Consider the following 21,882-nt stretch of genomic DNA (forward strand, 5'->3'; position numbering starts at 1 on the left):
CAATGAGGCCCATTGGCGACAGTTGTGTGGCTGATCGTTTCAACGTTGCCACGATTTGCAAACCGCAAAACAATCAAACGAAGCGCCCTCTTCCAACACAACAAGAGGCTCACAATAAAATAGGGCCGCGAGACGCGACCCTATTAAACTTTGTAATTGCCATGCCGATTTGGAGCTCAGTCAAAAACTGGCCACCGGCCCTAATTATTAGCAACAGCTACCGAACGTCCCGCAATCGAGACCCACTGGCCGGAATTGGCTGGCGATTGCATCTTGATATAACGGTAGGAGGTCTTCTCCACCGGCAGCACTTCCCCGCGCATATTGTCGAGAATGTAATCACCGTGATCCGTCCTTGCCGACAACACGATATGCGGCTCACTTCCCTGCACCATGGTAATGAGCAACTGCGATGGGCTGATGCCCCGCGCCATCAGCTTGGCGCGCTTCATCAATACATAATCTTCACAGTCACCCTTCCCATTGCGGGGAATGGTCCAATAATCGCGCTTGCCGTAATTGTCCTGATCGGACACGGGCTTGATCGCCGCATTAACCGATGCGTTCACGCTCTGCAGAAGCTTCATGCGATCCGGCGTTAGCTTCATCGGCGCCAAAGCACGATGAGCGCCGCAATCACGCGGATTACGTTTGCAATAATCAAGATGACCGTATGGAATACTGGTAATCCCGCCTGCTTCACTCCATTGAGCTGCCTTGGCCGGAACCAGCGTCGCCCCGGATAAAGCCATTATACCTGCTGCCGCAGAAATCAGTAGACGCATGACGGATTCCCATTATTAAAAATGTCCCTTGGAACAATTCCCCGGTGACCGGTCCGTTTTCCGGATCTCGCTATCAACCTTTTTTTAACTAACGATGACAAAGCCCCTCTGGTCAAGGAAATTTCATTCCCGAATTGCAACGATCTGAGAAAAGCTGCGATTTTTGCGCGTCCTCGAACTTGTTTATCTAAAGAGGCGATTGCTATTTCATCTGGGAGCTTCCCGATCTAATCTCAAGCCCATACGATTCTCAGAATGAAGCTTTGACATCATGAGCCTTCCTACCAATCCTGCCGATAACCTCGCCGCTCTCATCCGCTGTCCTTCCGTAACGCCCGCTGAAGGCGGCGCGCTTACGGCACTCGAAGCGATGCTTGAGCCAATGGGCTTTTCCGTTCAGCGCCCCGTCTTCACTGAAGAAGGCACGCCGGACATCGAAAACCTCTATGCGCGTAAATCCGGTAACGGTGCTCATCTGATGTTTGCCGGCCACACCGATGTCGTGCCTCCGGGCAATGAAAGCGACTGGAAACATCCGCCTTTCTCCGCCGCTATCGAAGACGGCATCATGTATGGCCGCGGCGCAGTCGATATGAAGGGTGGCATTGCCTGCTTTGTGGCTGCTGTCGCACGACATGTTGAAAAGCACGGTAGCCTCAAGGGCAGTGTCTCCTTCCTCATCACAGGCGATGAAGAAGGCCCGGCAATCAACGGCACAGAAAAGCTGCTGCAATGGGCCAAGGATCGTGGCGAAACATGGGATGCTTCGCTTGTCGGCGAGCCAACCAATCCGGACACGCTCGGCGACATGATCAAGATCGGGCGTCGTGGCTCAATCTCCGGCACGATCACAGTGCATGGCGTGCAGGGTCATGCTGCCTATCCGCATCTGGCAGAAAATCCGGTTCGCGGTGTAACCACGCTTATCGACGGCCTGCTTTATCCGGCTTTCGATGAAGGCACGGATGATTTTCAGGCCAGCAATATGGAAGTGACGACGGTTGATGTGGGCAACACAGCAACAAACGTGATTGCAAACAAGGCGACCGCTTCCTTCAACATCCGTTTCAACGATACTTGGACCGCAGACAGCCTGAAAGCTGAGATCGTCTCGCGTCTCGAAAAGGCTTCGCGCAACGACCGTCTGCGCCCGGGCCGTGGAACGCCAATCAAGTATGAACTGACATGGCGTGAACACCCGAGCCATGTCTTCCTGACCCGCGATGAGAAGCTGATCGGAACACTGACCTCTTCAGTGGAAGCTGTCACCGGCAAACGCCCTAAGCTTTCCACATCAGGCGGCACGTCGGACGCGCGCTTCATCAAGGATTATTGCCCGGTGGTGGAATTTGGCCTCGTCGGACAGACCATGCACATGGTCGATGAACGCGTGGCTCTTGCCGACCTCGAAGGACTGACACAGATTTACGAACGTTTCATCGCTGATTTCTTTGGGTAAAGGAATTACATGCCCAATCTGGATAATATTTTCAGATACTTCACGGGCGTCTGGAAGATGATGCTTGGCCGCAAAGACGGCCTTGCATATCTCGATATCTCCGCAGAAGATTTCTGGACATCATTCTATGCGATTGTCGTTGCTCTGCCGCCGCTTCTGGCGACCTGGGTTGCCTATTCGGCTGACCTCACGGCCGGACGCGAAGAAGCTGGCCTTCGCCTGGCAATCGTCATTCGTGCAGCAACCGTCGATATCGCAGCATGGGTGATACCGATTGTTATTGTCGGCCTGCTTGCCAAACGTATAGGCATTGCAAAGCGCTACGCTGCTTATGTGATTGCAACCAACTGGGGCAGCGCGCTTCTTGCATGGCTTTTCGCGCCAATCACGCTGCTGCAGCTGTTCTTTCCGGGGTTTCTTGATGTCGCGACGCTGCTTGCATTCGTGCTCTTCGGCATATCGATTATCCTGAGCTACCGGTTAACCTTTATTGTGTTGCAACGTCCACACGCCTATGTCGCACCGTTCTTTGCCTGCATGTTCTTCGGCTCACTGTTCATTACAGTGATCCTGCAACAACTCTTCGGCATCGGGATTGGTGCGGAGAGTTTTTAAAGCGCATCCCGAAAACTGTGAAACGGTTTTCGGACAAGATGCGCGCCTAAACAAAGAATGAGAGCGCCGATCTGATTCAATCAGATCGAAAGGCGCTCTAAAACGGAAACGGGTAATCAACGCCGATCAGATAGAGGCCATAGGGCGGCGCGACCTGACCGCAGGCTTTGCGGTCCCTGGCCTCAAGTGCTGACTGCAGATCATCAGCCGTCCAGCGGCCAACGCCAACTTCCATCAGGCTTCCTGCAAAGGAACGCACCTGATTATGCAGGAACGAACGCGCTGAAACGCGCATTTCGACATAGTCACCATTGCGCGTGATATCCAGCCGGTCGAGTGTCTTGACCGGACTTTTTGCCTGACATTGCGTTGCGCGAAATGTCGTGAAGTCATGCTCACCCAGAAGCCGCTTTGCAGCCTCATGCATCGCTTCGTGGTCAAGGCGCTTCTGCACCCACCACACGCGCTGATAATCGATTGCCAACGGCGAACGTCGATTGTGAATGCGATAAAGATAATGCCGGCCACGCGCCGAAAACCGCGCGTCAAAAGCATCCGTCGTCTTCTCGACATTGAGAATGCTGATGCGTTCATCCGCCATCACCAGATGCGCATTGAGCGCATCGCGCACTTTCGCAGCACCCCAATCTTTTGTCAGATCTACATGAATGACCTGCGCGCTCGCATGAACGCCTGCATCGGTGCGGCCTGCCGCACTCAACGTCAGATCTTCTCCGCAGAACTTCTTGAACGCCTGCTCAATCGCGTTCTGCACGGCATGCCCGTTTTCCTGCCGCTGCCAGCCGACATAGGGCGTGCCGTCATATTCGACCGTGATCTTGTAACGAGGCACCGCTCAGAGAACCTTCGTCACAGACGCTCCACGCAGAAACTCCTGCGCGGGCAAAGGCTTACCACCTGAACGTTGTAACGTTACGAGCCGCACAGCACCCTCTCCGCACGCAATCGTCAGGCGATCATCAAGTACGGTTCCCGGAGCGCCGCTTCCCTCGCCCAATGTGGAGCGCTGGAGTTTGACACGTTCAACGACACCGTTGATTTCCATCTCGCACCAGGCGCCCGGAAATGGTGAGATGCCACGGATCGTATTGTGAACGTCCTTCGCAGGCTTCGACCAGTCGATACGCGCTTCGGCCTTATCGATCTTGGCGGCATAGGTCACGCCTTCCTCTGGCTGCGACTGAAGTGTGAGACTTTCGCGCTCAAGCGCACCGAGCGCACGCACCATCAGGTCAGCACCGATAAGGCTTAAACGATCATGCAGCTCGCCTGCAGTCATGTCCGGCGTGATCGCAACTTTTTCGGCCATGGCGACAGGACCCGTATCAAGCCCCGCATCCATTTTCATGATCATCATGCCGGTTTCTGTATCGCCAGACATAATGGCCCGCTGAATGGGAGCAGCCCCGCGCCAGCGCGGAAGAAGCGACGCATGACCGTTATAGCAACCCAAACGCGGCGCATCGAGAATGGCCTGTGGCAGCAGCAGGCCATAGGCCACCACGATTGCCACATCCGCTTCGAGACTTGCAAAAACGTCCTGCTCTTCCGTGCCTTTCAGGCTTTTCGGCGTGAAAACCGGAATGCCGAATTCCTCGGCCTTTTCATGCACAGGCGACTTGGTCAGTTCCAGTCCGCGACGGCCAGCCGGACGCGGTGGCTGCGAATAAACCGCAACGACTTCATAACCCTGTCCGATGATGGCTGTGAGGATTGGCACGGAGAAATCCGGCGTCCCCATAAAGACAATCCGCATTACAACGCCCTGTTTGACGCACGCTGGCTGGCGAGCTTCTTGAACTTCTTGATGACCATATCGCGCTTGAGCTTGGAGATATGATCGATAAACAGCACACCATTGAGATGGTCTATTTCATGCTGCAGGCAGGTCGCCATCAGCCCATCGGCTTCCATCGATTTTTCCTTGCCGTCCGCATCGAAATAATTGACCTTGATGGTCGCAGGCCGCTCGACCTCGGCATAATAATCCGGGATCGAAAGACAGCCTTCTTCATAGACGCTGCGTTCGTCCGATGAGGCGACAATCTCCGGATTGATAAAGACATGCGGCGCTTTCGGCTCGTCTTCCTTGGCGAGATCAATCACCAGCATCCGCAGAGGCTCGCCCACCTGAATGGCGGCAAGGCCAATGCCCGGCGCGTCATACATGGTGTCGAACATGTCGCCGGCAAATTTGCGCAACTGATCGTCAAAGCGCTCGACAGGCTTGGAAAGCTGGCGCAGGACGGGATCGGGAAGGATGATGAGCGGTTTAATAGACATGCGCTTCACGTAATCGCTTGCGCGAGAATCGTCAATTGTAACTTGCAAAATGTTCTTGTTTTGATCTCATCAAGGCGACACGAATCAGTTAAGCTTGCGCAATGGAAAACCAGAATCTCTTGAACGAACCGCTTTTGCAGCTTGGTGCAACCTCCTTCACGCTGGGAGATATTCTCCTTGCGGGCATTGTCGTGCTGGTCCTGTGCCTCGCCATTTTCCTCATTGCGGCAGCGCGTTCTGCACGTCTTCGCGCGGTTGCGGAAGCACAGGCTGAAGACCGTGCGCGTGATGCGGAATATCGCATGGCGGAGATTCTCAAAGCACAATCCGAAATGCAGGGCCGGATGCAAACCATGGCCGAAGTGTTCGGTTCACGGCAGGCAGAGCTCAACCAGTCGATCCGTGAACGGCTCGACGGTATGACACATCGCATCGGCCAGACCATGACCGAGCAGACCCGTTCGACACATGAAAACCTCGCAAAACTGCAGGAGCGTCTTGCAGTCATCGACACAGCGCAGAACAATATCCAGTCGCTTGCCGGTCAGGTCGTGCAGTTGCAGGCGATCCTTGCCAACAAGCAGACGCGCGGTGCCTTTGGCCAGTCGCGCATGGAAGCGATCATTGCCGATGGCCTACCGCAGGGCGCTTACGAGTTTCAGGCGACACTATCCAACGGCACGCGCCCCGATTGCCTTGTAAAGATGCCAAACAACGCGCCTTCACTGGTCATCGACGCGAAGTTCCCGCTTGAAGCATGGAACTCCATGCGCGAAACGGAACAGCCGGAAGCGCGCAAGACAGCCGTTGCACAGTTCCGCCGCGATATGGAAGTGCATATCAAGGATGTTTCTGACAAATATCTGATTACTGGCGAAACACAGGATACGGCTTTCCTGTTCGTGCCATCGGAATCTATTTTTGCCGATATTCATGAGCATTTCGAGGCGCTGATCCAGCGCGCACACCGGGCGCGGATCGTTATTGTCTCGCCATCGCTCCTGATGCTGTCCATTCAGGTTATTCAGGCGATCCTCAAAGATGCTCGTATGCGCGAACAGGCGCATGTCATTCAGGGTGAAGTGATCCGTCTGATGGAAGATGTAGGCCGCCTTGATGAGCGTGTGCGCAAGCTGCAAACCCATTTTGTGCAGGCCAATAAGGATATTGACGACATTCTGGTGTCTTCCAATAAGGTCACCAAGCGCGGTGCGAAGATCGAAGCACTGGAATTTGGCCCGGCACCGGCTGAAGAGCCCCAGCGACCGACGCGACAGTCGGATAACGCTCCCACCCAAATGCGCCTGCGCGTGGTGGATGAGGATTAGAGCGCATCCGGAAAAGTGTGAAACATTTTTCGGATAAAGATGAGCGTTAAAGCGAAGATTTAGAGCGACGATCTGATCCACTCTGATCGAAACGCGCTTCAAATTCTACCAAACAAAGAAGCCCGCAACTTGCGGGCTTTGTCTTATTCAGGTTTCGACGTCGTGTCAGAGTGACCAAGATCGCGATCAGGCCAGACCAGATCACGCACGCGTTGCTTCAATACCTTGGCTTCTGGAAATCCGCCGTCACGCTTACGCTCCCAGATGAGTTCATCCTGACCGCCCGGCATAGACAGATGGATTTCAAACACACCACCTGTGCCGGGCCGCAATGCCACCTCGCCCAAGTCCTGCCCGAATGTCTGCAACAGCTCCTGCGCCAGCCATGCAGCCCGCAGCATCCAGTTACATTGCGTGCAGTAAGTGATGGAAATGCGAGGTAAAATATCCATCAAATTTGTCTCGGTTTCTGTCCAACAATAATATCAAAACAAAAAAGAGGTGCCCAAAGGCACCTCATTGTATTTTTAATCATCACCCATCTTGAGTGCCTGAATGAAGGCCTCTTGCGGGATTTCCACCTTGCCGAACTGGCGCATGCGCTTCTTGCCTTCCTTCTGCTTGTCCAGAAGTTTGCGCTTACGCGAAATATCGCCGCCGTAGCACTTGGCCGTCACGTCCTTGCGCAGCGCTGAAATGGTTTCGCGCGCCACGATACGGCCGCCAATGGCTGCCTGAATAGGAATCTTGAACATATGCTGCGGGATCAGCTCCTTGAGCTTTTCGCAAAGCACACGGCCACGCTTTTCAGCAGCAGAGCGGTGAACCAGCATCGAAAGCGCATCCACAGGTTCTTCGTTGACCAAGATCGACATCTTGACCAGATCGCCCTCACGGTAATCCGAGAGATTATAGTCGAACGAAGCATAACCCTTCGAGATCGACTTCAGACGATCGTAGAAATCGAAAACGACTTCGTTGAGCGGCAGATCATAGGTGATCATCGCACGCGGGCCAACATAGGTCAGATCGATCTGGAGGCCGCGGCGCTCCTGACAGAGCTTCATGATCGCGCCGAGATAATCATCCGGCGTCATGATGGTTGCGCGAATCCATGGCTCCTCGATTGCATCGATCTTCACAACATCCGGCATATCAGCCGGGTTGTGCAGCTCTTTCTGCGAGCCGTCCTGCATGTTCAGACGATAGACAACCGAAGGTGCCGTCGTGATGAGGTCGAGATCGAACTCACGCTCAAGACGTTCCTGAATGATTTCAAGATGCAGAAGCCCCAGGAACCCGCAGCGGAAGCCGAAACCGAGCGCTGCAGACGTTTCCATTTCAAACGAGAACGACGCATCGTTAAGACGCAGCTTGCCCATGGCAGCGCGCAAGTCTTCAAAGTCGGCAGCATCAACCGGGAACAGTCCGCAGAACACAACCGGCTGCGCTGGCTTAAAGCCCGTCAAAGCCGCTGCTGTCGGGCGGCGATCTTCGGTGATGGTATCACCGACGCGGGTATCAGCCACTTCCTTGATGGAAGCAGTGATGAAACCCAGTTCGCCCGGTCCGAGTTCATCCATCTGAACCATTTTCGGCGTAAATACGCCGGTCCGTTCTACCGGATATTTCGCACCCGTACCCATCATGCGGATGGTCTGGCCCTTTTTCAGCACACCGTCGATAACACGGACCAGAACAATAACGCCGAGATAGCTGTCATACCAGCTGTCGACCAGCATCGCCTTCAACGGCGCATTGCGGTCGCCCTCTCTCGGAGGAGGCAGCTGCTCGACGATAGCTTCGAGCACATCAGGAATGCCGAGGCCAGTCTTGGCCGAGATCATCACGGCGCGGCTTGCATCAATGCCGATCACTTCTTCGATCTGGCTCTGAACGCGCTCAGGCTCTGCTGCTGGAAGATCAACCTTGTTGAGCACAACAACAATGTCGTGATTGTTGTCGATGGCCTGATAGACATTGGCCAGCGTCTGCGCTTCAACACCCTGTGAGGCATCCACCACCAGAAGCGAACCTTCGCACGCAGCCAGCGAACGCGAGACTTCATAGGCGAAGTCGACGTGTCCGGGGGTGTCGATGAGGTTCAGCACATAGTCCTCGCCGTTCTTCGCCTTATAGTTAAGACGAACGGTCTGGGCCTTAATGGTGATGCCGCGCTCGCGCTCGATATCCATCGAGTCGAGGACCTGGTCCTTCATCTCACGCGTGTCCAGCCCGCCCGTCAATTGAATGAGGCGGTCGGCCAGCGTCGATTTGCCGTGGTCGATATGGGCGACGATCGAAAAATTTCGAATATGGTCAAGTGGTGTGCTCATGCGCGCGATTTACCAGTAAGCCGCGAAATCTCAAAGCGGTATTGCGTGTTTAATACGGGAAAAGCGGCCTTTGTCGCAGTCGTGACAACAAGTCCCCTTTGCGTTGTTGCCAAAAGGCGATAAATCACCGCCAGAAAACATGCCGCAATGATAAACTCGGGCATCATATCCGGCGTTATAATCAGGCTTTCATGCAGGAGTTCAGGATGAAGACCGAACCGAACGAAGTTCACAACAGACCAAAGCTGGTCACTGTTTTCGGCGGCTCCGGCTTTGTTGGGCGCGCGGTCGTAGCAAGCCTCACCAAGCGCGGCTATCGTGTACGCGTTGCCGTACGCAAGCCAGAGGTCGCTTATTACATGGCGCCGCTCGGCAATGTTGGCCAGATCCAGATGGTTCAGGCCAATGTCCGCCATCGCTGGTCAGTTGAACGCGCCATCATGGGCGCTGATCATGTCATCAATCTCGTCGGCATTCTTTCGGAAAGCGGCAAGCAGCGCTTCAACAGCGTTCAGGTGCTTGGCGCAAAGAACATTGCCGAAGCCACCAAGGCAGCTGGCCTCAAGCTGACGCATCTTTCGTCGCTTGCAGCAGACGCAAAATCTCCTTCGGATTATGCACGCACCAAGGCAGAAGGCGAAAACGCCGTTCTCTCCATTCTGCCAGATACGGTTATCCTGCGTCCGTCGATCATTTTCGGCCATGAAGATCGTTTCTTCAACCGCTTCGCCAACATGGCACGCTTTTCGCCGTTCCTGCCGGTTATCGGCGGTGGTGAAACCAAGCTGCAGCCGGTCTATGTCGGCGATGTCGCGGAAGCTGTTGCACGCGCAGTCGATGGCAAGCTTGAAGCCGGTAGCGTGTATGAACTGGGCGGCCCAGACGCACAGCCATTCAAGAACTGGATGAAAGACATGCTCGGCGTTATCGCCCGCAAGCGCGTCATCGTCTCGATGCCTTTCTGGATTGCCCGCATTCAGGCATCCGTTCTTGGCTTGCTGCCAAATCCGCTGCTCACCAATGATCAGGTGACGCTGCTGAAATTCGATAATGTCGTTTCGGAACAAGCCACCAAGGAAGGCCGCACACTTCAGGGCATGGGCATTACGCCAGAAGCCGTGGATGCAATCCTTCCAGCCTATCTCTGGCGCTACCGCGTTGCCGGTCAGTACACAAAGACCGGGTTTGCCTGAGACGAAAATCTAAATGAATAAAGGGGCCGAAAGGCCCCTTTTCTTTTGTCCGTTCTTTGCGGGTTTACCCCCAGATAAGCAATGCAGCCATTCCGAGTGCGCCGACGATCAAACGCCACCATGCAAACAGCTTGAAACCATGGCGCGAAACATAGTCGAGCAAATGGCGCACAACAAATACGCCTGAGATGAAAGCCATCACAAATCCGACTGCGATCAGCGCGCCATCATTCATCGACAGCATATTATGGCTCTTATAGAGATCATAAGTGAAAGCGCCGGCCATGGTTGGCATAGCGAGGAAGAACGAGAATTCAGCAGCCGAACGCTTGTCTGCTCCAAGCAGAAGCGCGCCAACAATCGTTGAGCCTGAGCGCGATACGCCGGGGATCATGGCAAGGCACTGGACAAAGCCAATCGCCAGACAGATCGGCAGCGGATAATCCATCACATCGCGATAACGCGGCTTGAGTTCCAGCTGGTCCACCCAGAGCAGAATGAAACCACCGATGATAAGCATGGCGCAAACCAACATCGGCGTTTCAAAAAGCACGCTCTTGATGAAGCCATGTGCCATTGCGCCGATGACAGCTGCAGGCAGAAATGCAACCAGAATACCCAGCACGAAGCGCCGTGTGCGGGCATCGCGCGGAAAGTCGGTCAGAATTTTGATCAGCTTCGCGGAATAAACCGTCAGAATTGCCAAAATCGCACCGAGCTGAATAAGCACCTCGAAGGTCTTGCCCGTCGATTCAAAGCCAAGAAAATGGCCAACCAGCAACAAATGGCCTGTGGAGGAAACGGGGATGAACTCCGTCAAACCTTCGATGAGACCAAGAAAAGCGGCTTCCAGAAGATTATAAATTTCCATGAAGTCAGTACCTTAGGGAGGTGAGCAGGATGAAAACGGTGCGTCTTGACGAGCTGTTAAGCATGAAAGTGCTACAATAAGCGCTTCCAGCGATTGCTTGTCTCCCGCAGGCATAGCCCTTATAGACTAAATATTCCGTTGAGGTGGCTCGAATCGCCTGACAGCAGAAATAACCTGCTGCCGGTGCAAACGCTAGCCGCAGTGCCTCACCGGGGATCAATTAAAGCTTGTCAGTCGAGAGTACCGCGTCGATTATGCTTACGCTTTTTCATCATCCTATGTCTTCAGGCTCGCGCTATGTGCGGCTTATTCTCGGCGAATATGATGTGGAAGCCGAACTGATCGAGGAACGACCATGGTCGCGCCGCAAGGAATTTCTGGCGTTGAACCCTGCTGCAACACTTCCTGTATTGTTGGCTGAACGCGATCTGCCGGTTGTTGGTGCAACCGTCATTGCAGAATATCTCGATGAAACGCGCGGCGCCTTAAAACGCAGTCGTCGTCTTTTGCCCGAAAGCCCGATGGAACGCGCAGAAGTGCGCCGTCTGGTCGACTGGTTTCTGCTCAAGCTCGAAAACGAAGTGACACGCCACATTGCACGCGAGCGGGTTTTCAAGCTTCAGATGGCCGATGAAATGGGCGGCAGCGCGCCGGATTCGACCGCCATCCGTGCAGCCCGCACCAATATTCGCCAGCACATGAAATATATCGACTGGCTGGCCGCTACCCGTGACTGGCTCGCAGGCAGTCATCCAAGCTATGCGGATATGGCGGCCGCAGCGTCCATTTCTGTGCTAGACTATCTCGGCGAAATTGAATGGGGCGAGACAAAAGCCGCGCGCGACTGGTATGCTCGCATGAAATCGCGCCCAGCCTTCCGCCCGCTGCTGGCTGATCGCGTGCGCGGACTGGCTCCAGTGGCTCATTATGGCGACCTCGACTTCTGATAATAGCCAAGCTTCGGACAAAGCTCTCAAGCTGAAACGCTTTCTGATCGAAGAAGCGAAAGCTGTCGGCTTTGATGCGGTCGCTTTCACAGGGCCGGACGCTATTCCGCAGGCACCTCAGCGCTTGCGGCAATATATTGCCGATGGCCACCACGCGGACATGGTCTGGATGGAAGAGACCGAAGAGCGCAGGGCCAACCCTAGCGTTCTCTGGCCGGAAGTGCGTTCGATCATGGTGCTTGCCATGAATTACGGTCCGGATAGCAACCCGCTCAGCATTCTTGAACATAAAGACCGGGCGGCAATCTCGGTCTATGCCCAGAACCGCGATTATCACGACATCATCAAGGGCAAGCTCAAGCACATCGCGAGCCGCTTTGCGGCACGCGCCGGACAGGACGTAAAAGTCTTCGTCGATACGGCACCTGTGATGGAGAAGCCGCTTGCGCAGGCCGCGGGCCTTGGCTGGCAGGGAAAACACACCAATCTGGTCAGTCGCGAACTCGGGTCGTGGCTGTTCTTAGGCTCGATCTTCACCACGGCTGAAATTCCGCCGGATGAACCGGATCGCGATCATTGCGGCTCCTGCCGCGCCTGTCTCGATGCCTGTCCGACAAAAGCTTTCCCCTCGCCTTACCGGATCGATGCGGGACGCTGCATTTCCTATCTCACCATCGAGAACAAGGGGCCGATTCCGCACGAGTTTCGCAAAGCCATGGGCAACCGCATCTATGGTTGCGACGATTGCCTTTCAGTTTGTCCGTGGAACAAGTTTGCGCAAGCGACCAGCGAGATGAAGCTGAAAGCACGCGATGATCTCAAGGCACCAAAGCTTGCAGATTTTCTTGCACTCGATGATCCAGCCTTCCGCACACTGTTTTCGGGTTCCCCCGTCAAACGCATCGGTCGCGACCGTTTTCTGCGCAATGTGTTAATCGCAACCGGCAATTCGGAAGACCAGACGCTGGTGCCGCAGGTGGAAAGCCTGCTTGAAGATCCGGCACCTGTTGTGCGTGGTGCTGCTGTCTGGGCTTTGAAACAGCTTGTAAGCACAGATCGTTTCAAAATTTCACAGAAACATCTGGCCTCACGCGAAGAGGATGCTACGGTGCGCGCAGAATGGAGCTTAGAGCACCAGTCTGATTAAGTCAGATTGGTGCATCTCAAGCTTTTGTTTAAACACGCATCTTTTCCGAAAACCGTTTCAAACTTTTCGGGATGCGCTCTGGAGGATAGCTAGAATGCGCATTTTTCTGTTTGGAGCCGGTTATTCTGCGAGAGCCTTTTCCCGCCTGATGACCGGAGAGGCAGAGCGCATCGATGGCACCACCCGCAACGAGCAGAATTTCCCCCTCCTCGAAAAATCCGGCATCGCACCGATCATCTTCGACGGCGAAACCGCCTCGCCTGATCTGATCGACCGCCTTGCAAAATCAACCCATGTCGTCATTTCGATTTCGCCGCGCGAAAGCGGCGATCCATCGCTTGCAATTGTTGAGGACGCTCTGCGCCGCCCCGGCAATACCATTCGCTGGATCGGCTATCTCTCGACGGTAGGTGTTTACGGAAATCATGACGGCAACTGGATTGATGAAACAGCACCTTTAGCCCCGACATCGCGCCGTTCGCTTGAACGTGTGGAAGCGGAAAGCGCATGGGAAGCACTAAGCAAACGCCATGGCACACCGGTAGCACTTCTGCGCCTGTCGGGCATCTATGGTCCGGGCCGCAATGCATTCGTCAATCTGGAACGCGGCACCGCGCGGCGCATCATCAAGGACGGTCAGGTCTTCAACCGCATCCATGTGGATGATATCGCCGGAAGCCTGCGTTTTCTGGCAGGTACCAATAGTGGTGGCGCCTTCAACATCACCGATAGCGAACCCGCCCCGCCACAGGATGTCGTCGCTTATGCCGCCGAGTTGATGGGCGTTGCCATCCCGCCGGAAATTCCATTTGAAGAGGCCGACCTCACGTCAATGGGACGCTCATTCTACGGCGAAAACAAACGCGTCTCCAACCAGCGCATCAAGGCTCTGGGCTATGATTTTATCTATCCTGATTACAAAGCAGCCTTTTCGGCCATGTGGAGGGATGATCAATGGCGCTAACACATGCCCCCAAAAGTAGATGTCAGCTTTGGGGTGAAGGCTGCGTAAAATGAGTAGTTGATTGCCGTTTTGGCGAACGCAAAGCATAATCCGGCCAATCGGCTCGAATGATTCGAGCAAAAGTTTTATGGAAAATTGCCCATGGCAAAGAGATCCAGCTCGAAATTCTGGTCGCGACTTGTTCTTGCAACCTGTCTTGCCACAATGATCGCACCAGACTTTGTCCCGCAGGCTTTGGCGCAGGATGCCCCTGCCAAGCAGGCATTCGGCAGCAAGAAACTTCCGGTTTTGGCGCAATCGCCGCAATCCATCGGCTTTTATGCCAAGGGCTGTCTTTCCGGTGGCGTTGCCCTCCCAATCGATGGCCCCAACTGGCAGGTCATGCGGCTTTCGCGCAATCGCAACTGGGGGCATCCGCGCACCATTGGGCTTCTGGAAAAACTATCCCGCGACGCCGCAAAAGACGGCTGGCCCGGCCTGCTGGTCGGCGACATTTCACAGCCACGCGGCGGTCCAATGCTGACAGGCCATGCTTCGCATCAGGTTGGACTTGATGCCGATATCTGGCTGACGCCGATGCCAAAGAAGCGCTTCACCGATGCAGAGCGTGAAAGCGTCTCGGCTGTATCCATGCTGAAGAAGGATTCGCTTTACGTCGATCCGCAGAAGTGGACCCCAGCGCGCACAGCACTCATCAAACACGCGGCCAGCTATCCGGAAGTTGAACGCATCTTCGTACATCCCGGCATCAAGAAGCAGCTTTGCGACACCGTAACCGGAGACCGCAGCTGGCTTGGCAAAGTGCGCCCATACTGGGGCCATTTCTATCATTTCCACGTCCGATTGCATTGCCAGCCGGGATCTCCCGATTGCAAACCGCAGCCAAAAGTGGCGGCGGGTGACGGTTGCGACAAGTCGCTGGCATGGTGGTTTACAGATGAACCGTGGAAGCCTGCAAAGCCGTCCAAGGAGCCGCCGAAAAAGCCAAAGCCGGTCATGGTGTCGGATTTGCCAAAGGCATGTGCCGCCGTGCTGAATGGCCCGTCGCCGGATTCGATCGCGGATGTTATCTATGGTGCCAATTAACGCATGTCGCAGAAAAGTGGGAACCGGTTTTCCGATAACGACGTGCGTGGAAATAAAGAGATAGAGCGGGCGCAATGGCTAATATAAAATGCGACACGCTCTAGCATCTGTCAGAAAACATGCTTTTCACGGACCTGTGGTGTCGCTATAGGTTTCAAACGATTTAGAACGCAAATGACAAGGTTATCAATCTCATGACGGAACGTCTGCGCATTGCCCTGATCGCTCATGATCTGAAGAAGGACGAGATGGTCGCCTTTGCGCGTACGCATGAGAAAGCCTTGTCTCTTTATGATATTGTCGCCACCGGTACCACTGGCGGTCTCATTCAGGAGGCTTGTCCTTCGCTGAATATCCATCGCGTCAAAAGCGGCCCGCTTGGCGGCGACCAGCAGATTGGCGCAATGATCGCGGAAGGCACGGTGCAGGCCTTGATTTTCTTCATCGATCCGCTCTCACCGCTCCCTCACGATGTCGATGTGAAGGCCCTCACCCGTCTCGGCAGCGTCTATGACATTCCGATGGCGCTGAACCCGGCAACAGCCGAAAAGCTGGTGCAAGTGCTGGACTAATAGAGCCACTCTGAACACGCCCGCAAACAATAAGAACAGTCGAAGCAGCAAGGCAGACCATGATTAACGCTGACCAGAGTTTCAAGTTTCCCGTCCTCGTCGGCGATATTGGTGGAACCAATGCGCGCTTTGCGCTTCTTGTTGATTCTCATGCAGAGCCTAAAGAGTTTCCGGTCGTCCAGACCGCCGATTATGCAACGATAGACGATGCAATCGAACAAACGGTGCTCAACCACACTTCCATTCGTCCCCGTTCTGCTATTCTGGCTGTTGCAGGCCCGGTCGATGGTGATGAGATTGATCTCACCAATTGCGATTGGGTTGCCCGCCCGAAACAGCTGATCGCCAATCTCGGATTTGAAGACGTAACCGTCCTCAATGATTTTGAAGCCCAGGCGCTCGCCGTTGTTTCAATCGAAAAAGAATATCTGCATCAGATTGGCGGAAGCGAAGAAGAAGTTGTTGCCACACGCGTCGTGCTCGGCCCTGGAACGGGCTTAGGCGTTGCTGGTCTTGTGCGCACCAGAACCGCATGGGTTCCCGTTCCCGGTGAAGGTGGTCATATCGACATCGGCCCACGCAGCGAGCGTGACTATCAGGTCTTCCCGCATATCGAAACCATCGAAGGCCGTGTAGCGGCCGAACAGATCCTCTGCGGACGCGGTCTGCGCAATCTTTATCTCGCAATCTGCGCGGCTGATAAGGTGGCACCCGTTCTAGACACGCCACCCGATATCACTGCAGCAGGTCTTGATGGCAGCAATCCTCAGGCTGTCGAGACGCTTGAACTCTTCGTGACCTATCTCGGCCGCATTGCAGGCGATTTGGCCCTCATCTTCAAGGCACATGGCGGCGTCTATCTTTCAGGCGGCATTCCCCAGCGCATCATGTCTGCGCTGCAAGCAGGGTCGTTCCGCGCAGCCTTTGAAGACAAGGCCCCGCATACGCATTTCATGCGCGATATTCCGGTACGCGTCGTCGTTCATCCGCTGGCAGCCCTCAGCGGTCTTTCAGCTTTCGCACGTACTCCGATGCGGTTTGAGGTTGCCACCGATGGCCGCCGCTGGCGCGTCAGCTAAGCGGCTTCGCTTTCTCAGGCATGGTCAAGCGACAAAGATAACGCTATAGAAGCGCTGCAATGAAAACACTCATTGCAGCCTTTTGTCGTTTCCAGTCCAAAAGGACGCGCGAAAATGCATGATCAACGACAGCCAGCGGCTGCTAGATAAAAAGCACTTTGCCCGTGAGCCTATTCAAAAAGAAAAAAAACAAGATCGACCCGAGCGAAGCCACCCGCGTCATTCGTCGTATGCTATCGGAAAACGGAAGCCAGTATAAGGCGAGCTATGCGATTGCCATCGCTGCTTCGCTGATCGTAGGCGTTTCCAATGGTGCGCTTGCTTATCTGATGAAGCCGATGATCGACAAGATTTTCTATGAACAGAAGATCGGTCTTATCTGGGTTATCTGCGGCGCCATCCTCGGAATTTTCGTGCTTCGCGGACTTTCAAGCTATGTTCAGGCGGTCGAGCTTGCCAAGATTGGCAACAATCTGGTCGCGCGCTATCAGAAGCGCATCTTCGATCACCTGCTCAAGCTCGGGCTGGATTTCTATAATGATACACGCTCCGGCCATCTGGCAGCGCAGATCAATCAGAATGTGAATGGCATCCGCGATCTTCTGAACATGACGATCACGTCGATCGCGCGCGATTTCGTCGCGCTGATCGGGCTGATCGGTATGATGTTCTATACCGATCCGTTTATGTCTACGGTTGTCTTCCTCGTAGGCCCGCCACTTGTGCTGGCGGTTGCCTATATTTCGCGCCGTATCCGGTCCGTCACGCGCGATCTGGTGCATCTCAATTCCCATCTTCTGGGCGCAATGCAGGAAACTGTGCAGGGCATTTCCATTGTGAAAGCCTTCACCATGGAAGATCAGCTGCGCGGCAAGATCAGCACGCTGATCGATCAGGCTGAAAACCGCAGCAACAAGATCGCGCGCGTTTCCGAACGCACGACACCTATTGCCGAAATTCTTGCGGGCTGTGCTATCGCAGGCGTTTTGGCCTATAGCGGCTATAATGCGATCCTCAACCAGCAGCCTCCCGGTGCGATGTTCGCCTTCATCACGGCTCTGCTTCTTGCCTATGATCCGGCACGGCGTCTGGCACGTCTGCAGGTCGGTCTTGAACGCGCTCTCGTTAATGCACGCATGATCTATGAAGTGCTGGATATTGAGCCTAACCAAGGTGACGCACCTGACGCCAAGCCGCTTACGGCTGGCCCCGGCGAGATCGATTTCAAAGACGTTCGCTTCTCTTACAGCGACATCGCGCCCGTTCTGCATGGCGTGAGCTTCACAGCCAAAGCGGGCGAAACCACAGCGATTGTCGGCGCTTCGGGTGCAGGCAAGTCCACACTGATCAATCTCGTGCAGCGATTCTACGATGTCACCGGTGGGCAGATTCTGTTCGACGGACAGGACATCGCCAAAGTGACAAAGGAATCGCTTCGTCACTCCGTGGCCTATGTTTCGCAACAGCCTTACCTGTTTGAAGGAACGATTGTCGACAACATCCGCTATGGACGTCCGGATGCAACGCAGGAAGAAATCATCAAGGCGGCAGAGCTTGCCAACGCGCATGAATTCATTCTCCAGCAACCACAGGGCTACGATACACCTGTCGGTGAAAACGGTGTGACTCTCTCAGGCGGTCAGCGGCAGCGCCTTTCGATTGCCCGTGCAATCGTGCGCAATGCTCCTGTATTGCTGCTCGATGAAGCAACATCCGCACTCGACAATGAGTCAGAAAAACGCGTGCAGCAGGCGCTTGATCACATCATGCAGGAGCGCACGACCATCGTCATTGCGCACCGCCTTTCCACCGTCGTCAATGCCGACCGCATCGTTGTCATGGAAGCAGGTCATGTGGTTGAAGAAGGTCGTCATAACGATCTCATCACGATACCGAATGGTGTCTATGCCCGCTTCTACCAGCTTCAGAGCGGCAAGGGCGACATACTGATCGGGAACACCGTTACTGAGGAAAAATCCAATGGCTGATAGTGCAGAAATCGGGCTCGTTGTTGTGGGCGCAAATGGCCGAATGGGACAGGCTCTCATCCGCGCCATCCACGCAATTGACGGAGCACGTCTCACTGGCGCCATTGCGCGTCCTGGCTCGCCCTTTCTGGGCAAAGATGCGGGCGAAGTGGCAGGCGTGGGCAATCTCGGTGTCGCGATTACCGACGATCCACTGCCAGTTTTTGCAAAGGCGCGAGGCGTGCTCGACTTCACCACGCCGGCGACAACGCTCAACTATGCAGGCCTCGCAGCACAGGCACGCATCGCGCATATTATTGGCACCACGGGCCTTTCGGTCGAAGACGAAGAAAAAATCCGCGCCGCAGCGCGCCATGCCACAATCGTCAAGTCCGGCAATATGAGCCTTGGCGTCAATTTGCTGTCCGGTCTCATTAAGAAAGCAGCGCAGGCGCTCGGCCCTGAAGATTTCGACATCGAAATCCTCGAAATGCACCACAAGCACAAGGTTGACGCGCCTTCCGGCACCGCCCTTCTGCTTGGTGAAGCAGCAGCGCAAGGTCGCGCTATCAATCTCGCAGAAAAGAGCGTGCGCGTGCGCGACGGTCACACCGGCCCGCGTGAGCAGGGCACAATCGGCTTTGCAACCCTGCGCGGCGGCTCGGTTATCGGTGACCATGAAGTGATTCTTGCAGGCGAAGGGGAACGCATCACCCTCGCCCATCATGCTCAGGACCGCACAATCTTTGCTCGAGGCGCAGTGAAAGCCGCTCTTTGGGCACATGGAAAGAAACCCGGCCTTTATTCCATGCTCGATGTTCTCGGACTTAACGACTAACTAACAATTATCCCAACGGAGTGCTGCGATGTCTCGTACCCTCGTCCTGGTCCGCCATGGCCAAAGCGAATGGAACCTCAAGAACCTGTTTACCGGCTGGCGCGATCCGGGCCTTACCGAACAGGGCCATGCCGAAGCCAAGGCTGCGGGTCAGCGTTTGAAGGCCGCTGGCCTCAAGTTCGACCTCGCATATACTTCGGGTCTGTCGCGCGCGCAGGTCACATGCCAGCACATTCTTGACGAGCTCGGCCAGTCCGACCTCGAAACGATCCGCGATCAGGCTTTGAACGAACGCGATTACGGTGATCTTTCCGGTCTTAACAAGGACGATGCACGCGAAAAGTGGGGCGAAGAGCAGGTTCACATCTGGCGCCGTTCTTACGACGTCCCTCCTCCGGGCGGCGAAAGCCTGAAGGATACCGGCGCACGCGTCTGGCCTTATTACCTGCACACCATCCAGCCGCATGTGCTGCGTGGCGAAACCATCCTGGTTGCAGCCCACGGCAATTCGCTGCGCGCACTTATCATGGCGCTCGATGGCCTGACACCCGAAGAGATTCTCAAGCAGGAACTCAATACCGGCGTGCCAATCATCTACAAGCTGAACGCCGATTCGACCGTCGCTTCCAAGGAAGTGCTTTCTGCATAATGATTTTTCGGGCGCGGGCGCAATGATGCACCGCGCCTGATCTCTGTTTTCATCTCGGTTCCCTGGCCTTTTTCAGCCTTCACGACAGGAATGTGAAAAAAAGCTGATTGAACTGCGAAATCGTGATTGACAGAGACAGGCCGACCCCTTAGATCGGTCCTCGTCGCCCAGATGGCGGAATTGGTAGACGCACCAGCTTCAGGTGCTGGCGCTCGCAAGGGCGTGGAGGTTCGAGTCCTCTTCTGGGCACCATTTCCAAGTCTTCAGACCACTACCAAGGTCCAGAAGCATACCAAAAAGCCCGCGCAAGGGCTTTTTTGTTATCATTTATCCTTCCATGTCCATGAGCGGCCAGTGGCATCCAAACAATTTGATGGCATTATTGATGGCATTTTGCTGGAATGCCATCAAATGGATATCGGGATGCCAACACAATGCCTTTGAACGACACACGCATAAGAGCCTTAAAGCCATCAGCTAAGCCCACAAAGCACGGCGACTCAGGCGGACTTTTACTTGTCGTAAATCCCACAGGAAGCAAGCTCTGGCGAATGGTCTATCGCTTTGAGGGAAAGCAAAAGCAGCTTTCATTCGGAACATGGCCAGACGTGTCCCTTGCTGAAGCTCGCGGAGCCCGCGATGCAGCGCGTAAAATCCTCGCATCCGGAATTGACCCCTCTTCTAAAAAGAAGGAGGAGAAAGTCGCTCGTGAAAGGCTGGTAACGGATAGCTTCACAGCATTGGCCGATGAACTGCTGGACAAAAACGCTCGCGAAGGCAAATCCGCAGCAACACTTGGAAAAAAGCGCTGGTTAGTCAGCCTCGCGATAAGCGACTTGGGCGACAAACAAATAACGGAAATATCTGCAACGGATATCCTCGCACCATTGCGGCGAGTCGAAGCACAAGGAAATTATGAAACCGCCAGACGTCTACGTGCGGTTATAAGTCAGGTCTTTCGCTATGCAATTGCCACGGCACGAGCCGAGAATGACCCAACCTTTGGTTTGAGGGGTGCGATTATTGCACCAAAAGTCACGCATCAGGCTGCCGTCACAGACTGGACCGTCTTTGCCAAATTGTTAAAATCGATCTGGGCTTACTCTGGAACATTGGAAACCTGTGCGGCTCTGAAGTTAATGGCTCTGCTTTATCCGCGCCCCGGCGAACTCCGCCAAGCGGAATGGAATGAATTCGACCTTGAAAATGCCGTTTGGATAATCCCAGCTGAACGCGCAAAAATGCGACGCCCACACAAAAAGCCATTACCGCCGTTGGCCATAAAGATCTTGCGGGCGCAACACAACCACACCGGCAATCTGCGCTTGGTATTTCCATCTAGTACATCAACTGAGCGTCCAATTAGCGAGAACACCATGAATCAAGCGCTCAGGCGGATGGGGTTTAGCAAGGACGACGCCACCTCGCACGGCTTTCGCGCCACCGCCTCAACACTTTTGAATGAGAGCAGCACTTGGAGTGCTGACGCCATCGAAGCCGAATTGGCTCACATAGGTGGCAATGCAGTGCGCCGAGCCTACCACCGAGCTTCCTATTGGGATGAGCGTGTTAAAATGACAGCCTGGTGGTCGGAACGAATTGCAGAAATCTTAGGTGATTTGAACGATGCGCATCCAGTTTAACGGGCGACTATGTTGGGCTGTGAGATAATATTTTAGCACATTGGCGTCCACCGACACGGATGTCGGTGGACTATAAACTTTATTTACAGCTCGACAAGG

The 21,882-nt window shown here is 54.7% G+C and carries 21 protein-coding genes and 1 tRNA gene; 15 read left to right on the forward strand and 7 right to left on the reverse strand.

Annotated features, from left to right (window positions below):
- Positions 1 to 200: 200 nt before the first annotated feature.
- A complete protein-coding gene (locus tag QSJ70_RS24355) occupies positions 201 to 752 on the reverse strand; it encodes a transglutaminase-like cysteine peptidase (protein ID WP_079212607.1) in 552 nt (183 codons plus the stop codon).
- Positions 753 to 1,056: 304 nt separating this feature from the next.
- Here QSJ70_RS24355 and dapE point away from each other — a divergent pair, with 304 nt between their 5' ends.
- Both dapE and QSJ70_RS24365 read left to right on the forward strand, forming a co-directional pair.
- On the forward strand, positions 1,057 to 2,244 hold the full coding sequence (dapE, locus tag QSJ70_RS24360; protein WP_285540395.1) for a succinyl-diaminopimelate desuccinylase: 1,188 nt from the start codon (positions 1,057 to 1,059) through the stop codon (positions 2,242 to 2,244).
- 9 nt (positions 2,245 to 2,253) lie between these two features.
- A complete protein-coding gene (locus QSJ70_RS24365; protein WP_285540397.1) occupies positions 2,254 to 2,859 on the forward strand; it encodes a hypothetical protein in 606 nt (201 codons plus the stop codon).
- A gap of 97 nt (positions 2,860 to 2,956) precedes the next feature.
- Here QSJ70_RS24365 and truA read toward each other — a convergent pair whose 3' ends face one another.
- The 3 genes from truA to def are packed head-to-tail and all read right to left on the reverse strand — an operon-like array spanning position 2,957 to position 5,163.
- The gene (gene truA, locus QSJ70_RS24370; RefSeq protein ID WP_064320985.1) at positions 2,957 to 3,712 is read right to left on the reverse strand and encodes a tRNA pseudouridine(38-40) synthase TruA; all 756 of its coding nucleotides are present in this window, start codon (positions 3,710 to 3,712) and stop codon (positions 2,957 to 2,959) included.
- A gap of 3 nt (positions 3,713 to 3,715) precedes the next feature.
- Positions 3,716 to 4,636, reverse strand: a complete 921-nt coding sequence (gene fmt / locus QSJ70_RS24375) for a methionyl-tRNA formyltransferase (RefSeq protein ID WP_079212222.1) — start codon at positions 4,634 to 4,636, stop codon at positions 3,716 to 3,718.
- On the reverse strand, positions 4,636 to 5,163 hold the full coding sequence (gene def / locus QSJ70_RS24380) for a peptide deformylase (protein WP_064322451.1): 528 nt from the start codon (positions 5,161 to 5,163) through the stop codon (positions 4,636 to 4,638). Before def ends, fmt begins: the two co-directional genes overlap by 1 nt.
- Positions 5,164 to 5,264: 101 nt before the next feature.
- On the opposite strand from def, the gene QSJ70_RS24385 reads away from it, so the two are divergent.
- The gene (locus tag QSJ70_RS24385; protein WP_105518864.1) at positions 5,265 to 6,491 is read left to right on the forward strand and encodes a DNA recombination protein RmuC; all 1,227 of its coding nucleotides are present in this window, start codon (positions 5,265 to 5,267) and stop codon (positions 6,489 to 6,491) included.
- Positions 6,492 to 6,634: 143 nt separating this feature from the next.
- Here QSJ70_RS24385 and QSJ70_RS24390 read toward each other — a convergent pair whose 3' ends face one another.
- Positions 6,635 to 6,943: an Rdx family protein gene (locus tag QSJ70_RS24390; protein ID WP_194781132.1), complete on the reverse strand. Its 309-nt coding sequence runs from the start codon at positions 6,941 to 6,943 to the stop codon at positions 6,635 to 6,637.
- Between the two features lie 75 nt (positions 6,944 to 7,018).
- Entirely contained in the window at positions 7,019 to 8,827 is a 1,809-nt protein-coding gene (gene lepA, locus QSJ70_RS24395; protein ID WP_112805468.1) for a translation elongation factor 4, read from the reverse strand.
- Between the two features lie 206 nt (positions 8,828 to 9,033).
- Here lepA and QSJ70_RS24400 point away from each other — a divergent pair, with 206 nt between their 5' ends.
- The gene (locus QSJ70_RS24400; RefSeq protein ID WP_285540408.1) at positions 9,034 to 10,020 is read left to right on the forward strand and encodes a complex I NDUFA9 subunit family protein; all 987 of its coding nucleotides are present in this window, start codon (positions 9,034 to 9,036) and stop codon (positions 10,018 to 10,020) included.
- A gap of 64 nt (positions 10,021 to 10,084) precedes the next feature.
- On the opposite strand, the gene QSJ70_RS24405 is transcribed toward QSJ70_RS24400, so the two are convergent.
- On the reverse strand, positions 10,085 to 10,891 hold the full coding sequence (locus QSJ70_RS24405; protein ID WP_007876428.1) for an undecaprenyl-diphosphate phosphatase: 807 nt from the start codon (positions 10,889 to 10,891) through the stop codon (positions 10,085 to 10,087).
- A gap of 254 nt (positions 10,892 to 11,145) precedes the next feature.
- Between QSJ70_RS24405 and QSJ70_RS24410 the strand changes: the two genes are divergently transcribed.
- From QSJ70_RS24410 to QSJ70_RS24460, 11 genes are all read left to right on the forward strand, one after another.
- The gene (locus tag QSJ70_RS24410; protein WP_007876431.1) at positions 11,146 to 11,838 is read left to right on the forward strand and encodes a glutathione S-transferase family protein; all 693 of its coding nucleotides are present in this window, start codon (positions 11,146 to 11,148) and stop codon (positions 11,836 to 11,838) included.
- Positions 11,819 to 12,985 (forward strand): tRNA epoxyqueuosine(34) reductase QueG, encoded by a 1,167-nt coding sequence (gene queG, locus QSJ70_RS24415; protein ID WP_285540410.1) that lies wholly within the window; start codon positions 11,819 to 11,821, stop codon positions 12,983 to 12,985. The genes QSJ70_RS24410 and queG overlap by 20 nt, the downstream gene beginning before the upstream one ends.
- A gap of 94 nt (positions 12,986 to 13,079) precedes the next feature.
- The gene (locus tag QSJ70_RS24420; protein WP_285540413.1) at positions 13,080 to 13,949 is read left to right on the forward strand and encodes an SDR family oxidoreductase; all 870 of its coding nucleotides are present in this window, start codon (positions 13,080 to 13,082) and stop codon (positions 13,947 to 13,949) included.
- A 141-nt stretch (positions 13,950 to 14,090) separates the two neighbouring features.
- The gene (gene mepA, locus QSJ70_RS24425) at positions 14,091 to 15,035 is read left to right on the forward strand and encodes a penicillin-insensitive murein endopeptidase (protein WP_007876437.1); all 945 of its coding nucleotides are present in this window, start codon (positions 14,091 to 14,093) and stop codon (positions 15,033 to 15,035) included.
- Positions 15,036 to 15,229: 194 nt separating this feature from the next.
- Entirely contained in the window at positions 15,230 to 15,607 is a 378-nt protein-coding gene (locus QSJ70_RS24430; RefSeq protein ID WP_007876439.1) for a methylglyoxal synthase, read from the forward strand.
- A gap of 59 nt (positions 15,608 to 15,666) precedes the next feature.
- Entirely contained in the window at positions 15,667 to 16,686 is a 1,020-nt protein-coding gene (locus QSJ70_RS24435; RefSeq protein WP_285540417.1) for a glucokinase, read from the forward strand.
- 164 nt (positions 16,687 to 16,850) lie between these two features.
- A complete protein-coding gene (locus QSJ70_RS24440) occupies positions 16,851 to 18,674 on the forward strand; it encodes an ABC transporter ATP-binding protein (RefSeq protein ID WP_285540419.1) in 1,824 nt (607 codons plus the stop codon).
- Positions 18,667 to 19,491 (forward strand): 4-hydroxy-tetrahydrodipicolinate reductase, encoded by an 825-nt coding sequence (gene dapB, locus QSJ70_RS24445; RefSeq protein ID WP_285540421.1) that lies wholly within the window; start codon positions 18,667 to 18,669, stop codon positions 19,489 to 19,491. Before QSJ70_RS24440 ends, dapB begins: the two co-directional genes overlap by 8 nt.
- 28 nt (positions 19,492 to 19,519) lie before the next feature.
- Positions 19,520 to 20,140: a 2,3-bisphosphoglycerate-dependent phosphoglycerate mutase gene (locus QSJ70_RS24450; protein ID WP_064321000.1), complete on the forward strand. Its 621-nt coding sequence runs from the start codon at positions 19,520 to 19,522 to the stop codon at positions 20,138 to 20,140.
- Positions 20,141 to 20,305: 165 nt separating this feature from the next.
- Positions 20,306 to 20,392: transfer RNA gene (locus QSJ70_RS24455), tRNA-Leu, on the forward strand.
- Positions 20,393 to 20,574: 182 nt separating this feature from the next.
- Positions 20,575 to 21,783: a tyrosine-type recombinase/integrase gene (locus QSJ70_RS24460; RefSeq protein WP_285540423.1), complete on the forward strand. Its 1,209-nt coding sequence runs from the start codon at positions 20,575 to 20,577 to the stop codon at positions 21,781 to 21,783.
- Positions 21,784 to 21,882 lie beyond the last annotated feature (99 nt).

Source organism: Brucella sp. NBRC 12950 (assembly GCF_030268145.1).
Taxonomy (GTDB): domain Bacteria; phylum Pseudomonadota; class Alphaproteobacteria; order Rhizobiales; family Rhizobiaceae; genus Brucella.

Coding starts and splice junctions, on each gene's coding strand:
- QSJ70_RS24355 (WP_079212607.1), bottom strand. CDS start 752: ATGGCTTTATCCGGGGCGACGCTGGTTCCGGCCAAGGCAGCTCAATGG.
- dapE (WP_285540395.1), top strand. CDS start 1,057: ATGAGCCTTCCTACCAATCCTGCCGATAACCTCGCCGCTCTCATCCGC.
- QSJ70_RS24365 (WP_285540397.1), top strand. CDS start 2,254: ATGCCCAATCTGGATAATATTTTCAGATACTTCACGGGCGTCTGGAAG.
- fmt (WP_079212222.1), bottom strand. CDS start 4,636: ATGCGGATTGTCTTTATGGGGACGCCGGATTTCTCCGTGCCAATCCTC.
- def (WP_064322451.1), bottom strand. CDS start 5,163: ATGTCTATTAAACCGCTCATCATCCTTCCCGATCCCGTCCTGCGCCAG.
- QSJ70_RS24385 (WP_105518864.1), top strand. CDS start 5,265: ATGGAAAACCAGAATCTCTTGAACGAACCGCTTTTGCAGCTTGGTGCA.
- QSJ70_RS24390 (WP_194781132.1), bottom strand. CDS start 6,943: ATGGATATTTTACCTCGCATTTCCATCACTTACTGCACGCAATGTAAC.
- lepA (WP_112805468.1), bottom strand. CDS start 8,827: ATGAGCACACCACTTGACCATATTCGAAATTTTTCGATCGTCGCCCAT.
- QSJ70_RS24400 (WP_285540408.1), top strand. CDS start 9,034: ATGAAGACCGAACCGAACGAAGTTCACAACAGACCAAAGCTGGTCACT.
- QSJ70_RS24405 (WP_007876428.1), bottom strand. CDS start 10,891: ATGGAAATTTATAATCTTCTGGAAGCCGCTTTTCTTGGTCTCATCGAA.
- QSJ70_RS24410 (WP_007876431.1), top strand. CDS start 11,146: ATGCTTACGCTTTTTCATCATCCTATGTCTTCAGGCTCGCGCTATGTG.
- queG (WP_285540410.1), top strand. CDS start 11,819: ATGGCGACCTCGACTTCTGATAATAGCCAAGCTTCGGACAAAGCTCTC.
- QSJ70_RS24420 (WP_285540413.1), top strand. CDS start 13,080: ATGCGCATTTTTCTGTTTGGAGCCGGTTATTCTGCGAGAGCCTTTTCC.
- mepA (WP_007876437.1), top strand. CDS start 14,091: ATGGCAAAGAGATCCAGCTCGAAATTCTGGTCGCGACTTGTTCTTGCA.
- QSJ70_RS24430 (WP_007876439.1), top strand. CDS start 15,230: ATGACGGAACGTCTGCGCATTGCCCTGATCGCTCATGATCTGAAGAAG.
- QSJ70_RS24435 (WP_285540417.1), top strand. CDS start 15,667: ATGATTAACGCTGACCAGAGTTTCAAGTTTCCCGTCCTCGTCGGCGAT.
- dapB (WP_285540421.1), top strand. CDS start 18,667: ATGGCTGATAGTGCAGAAATCGGGCTCGTTGTTGTGGGCGCAAATGGC.
- QSJ70_RS24450 (WP_064321000.1), top strand. CDS start 19,520: ATGTCTCGTACCCTCGTCCTGGTCCGCCATGGCCAAAGCGAATGGAAC.
- QSJ70_RS24460 (WP_285540423.1), top strand. CDS start 20,575: ATGCCTTTGAACGACACACGCATAAGAGCCTTAAAGCCATCAGCTAAG.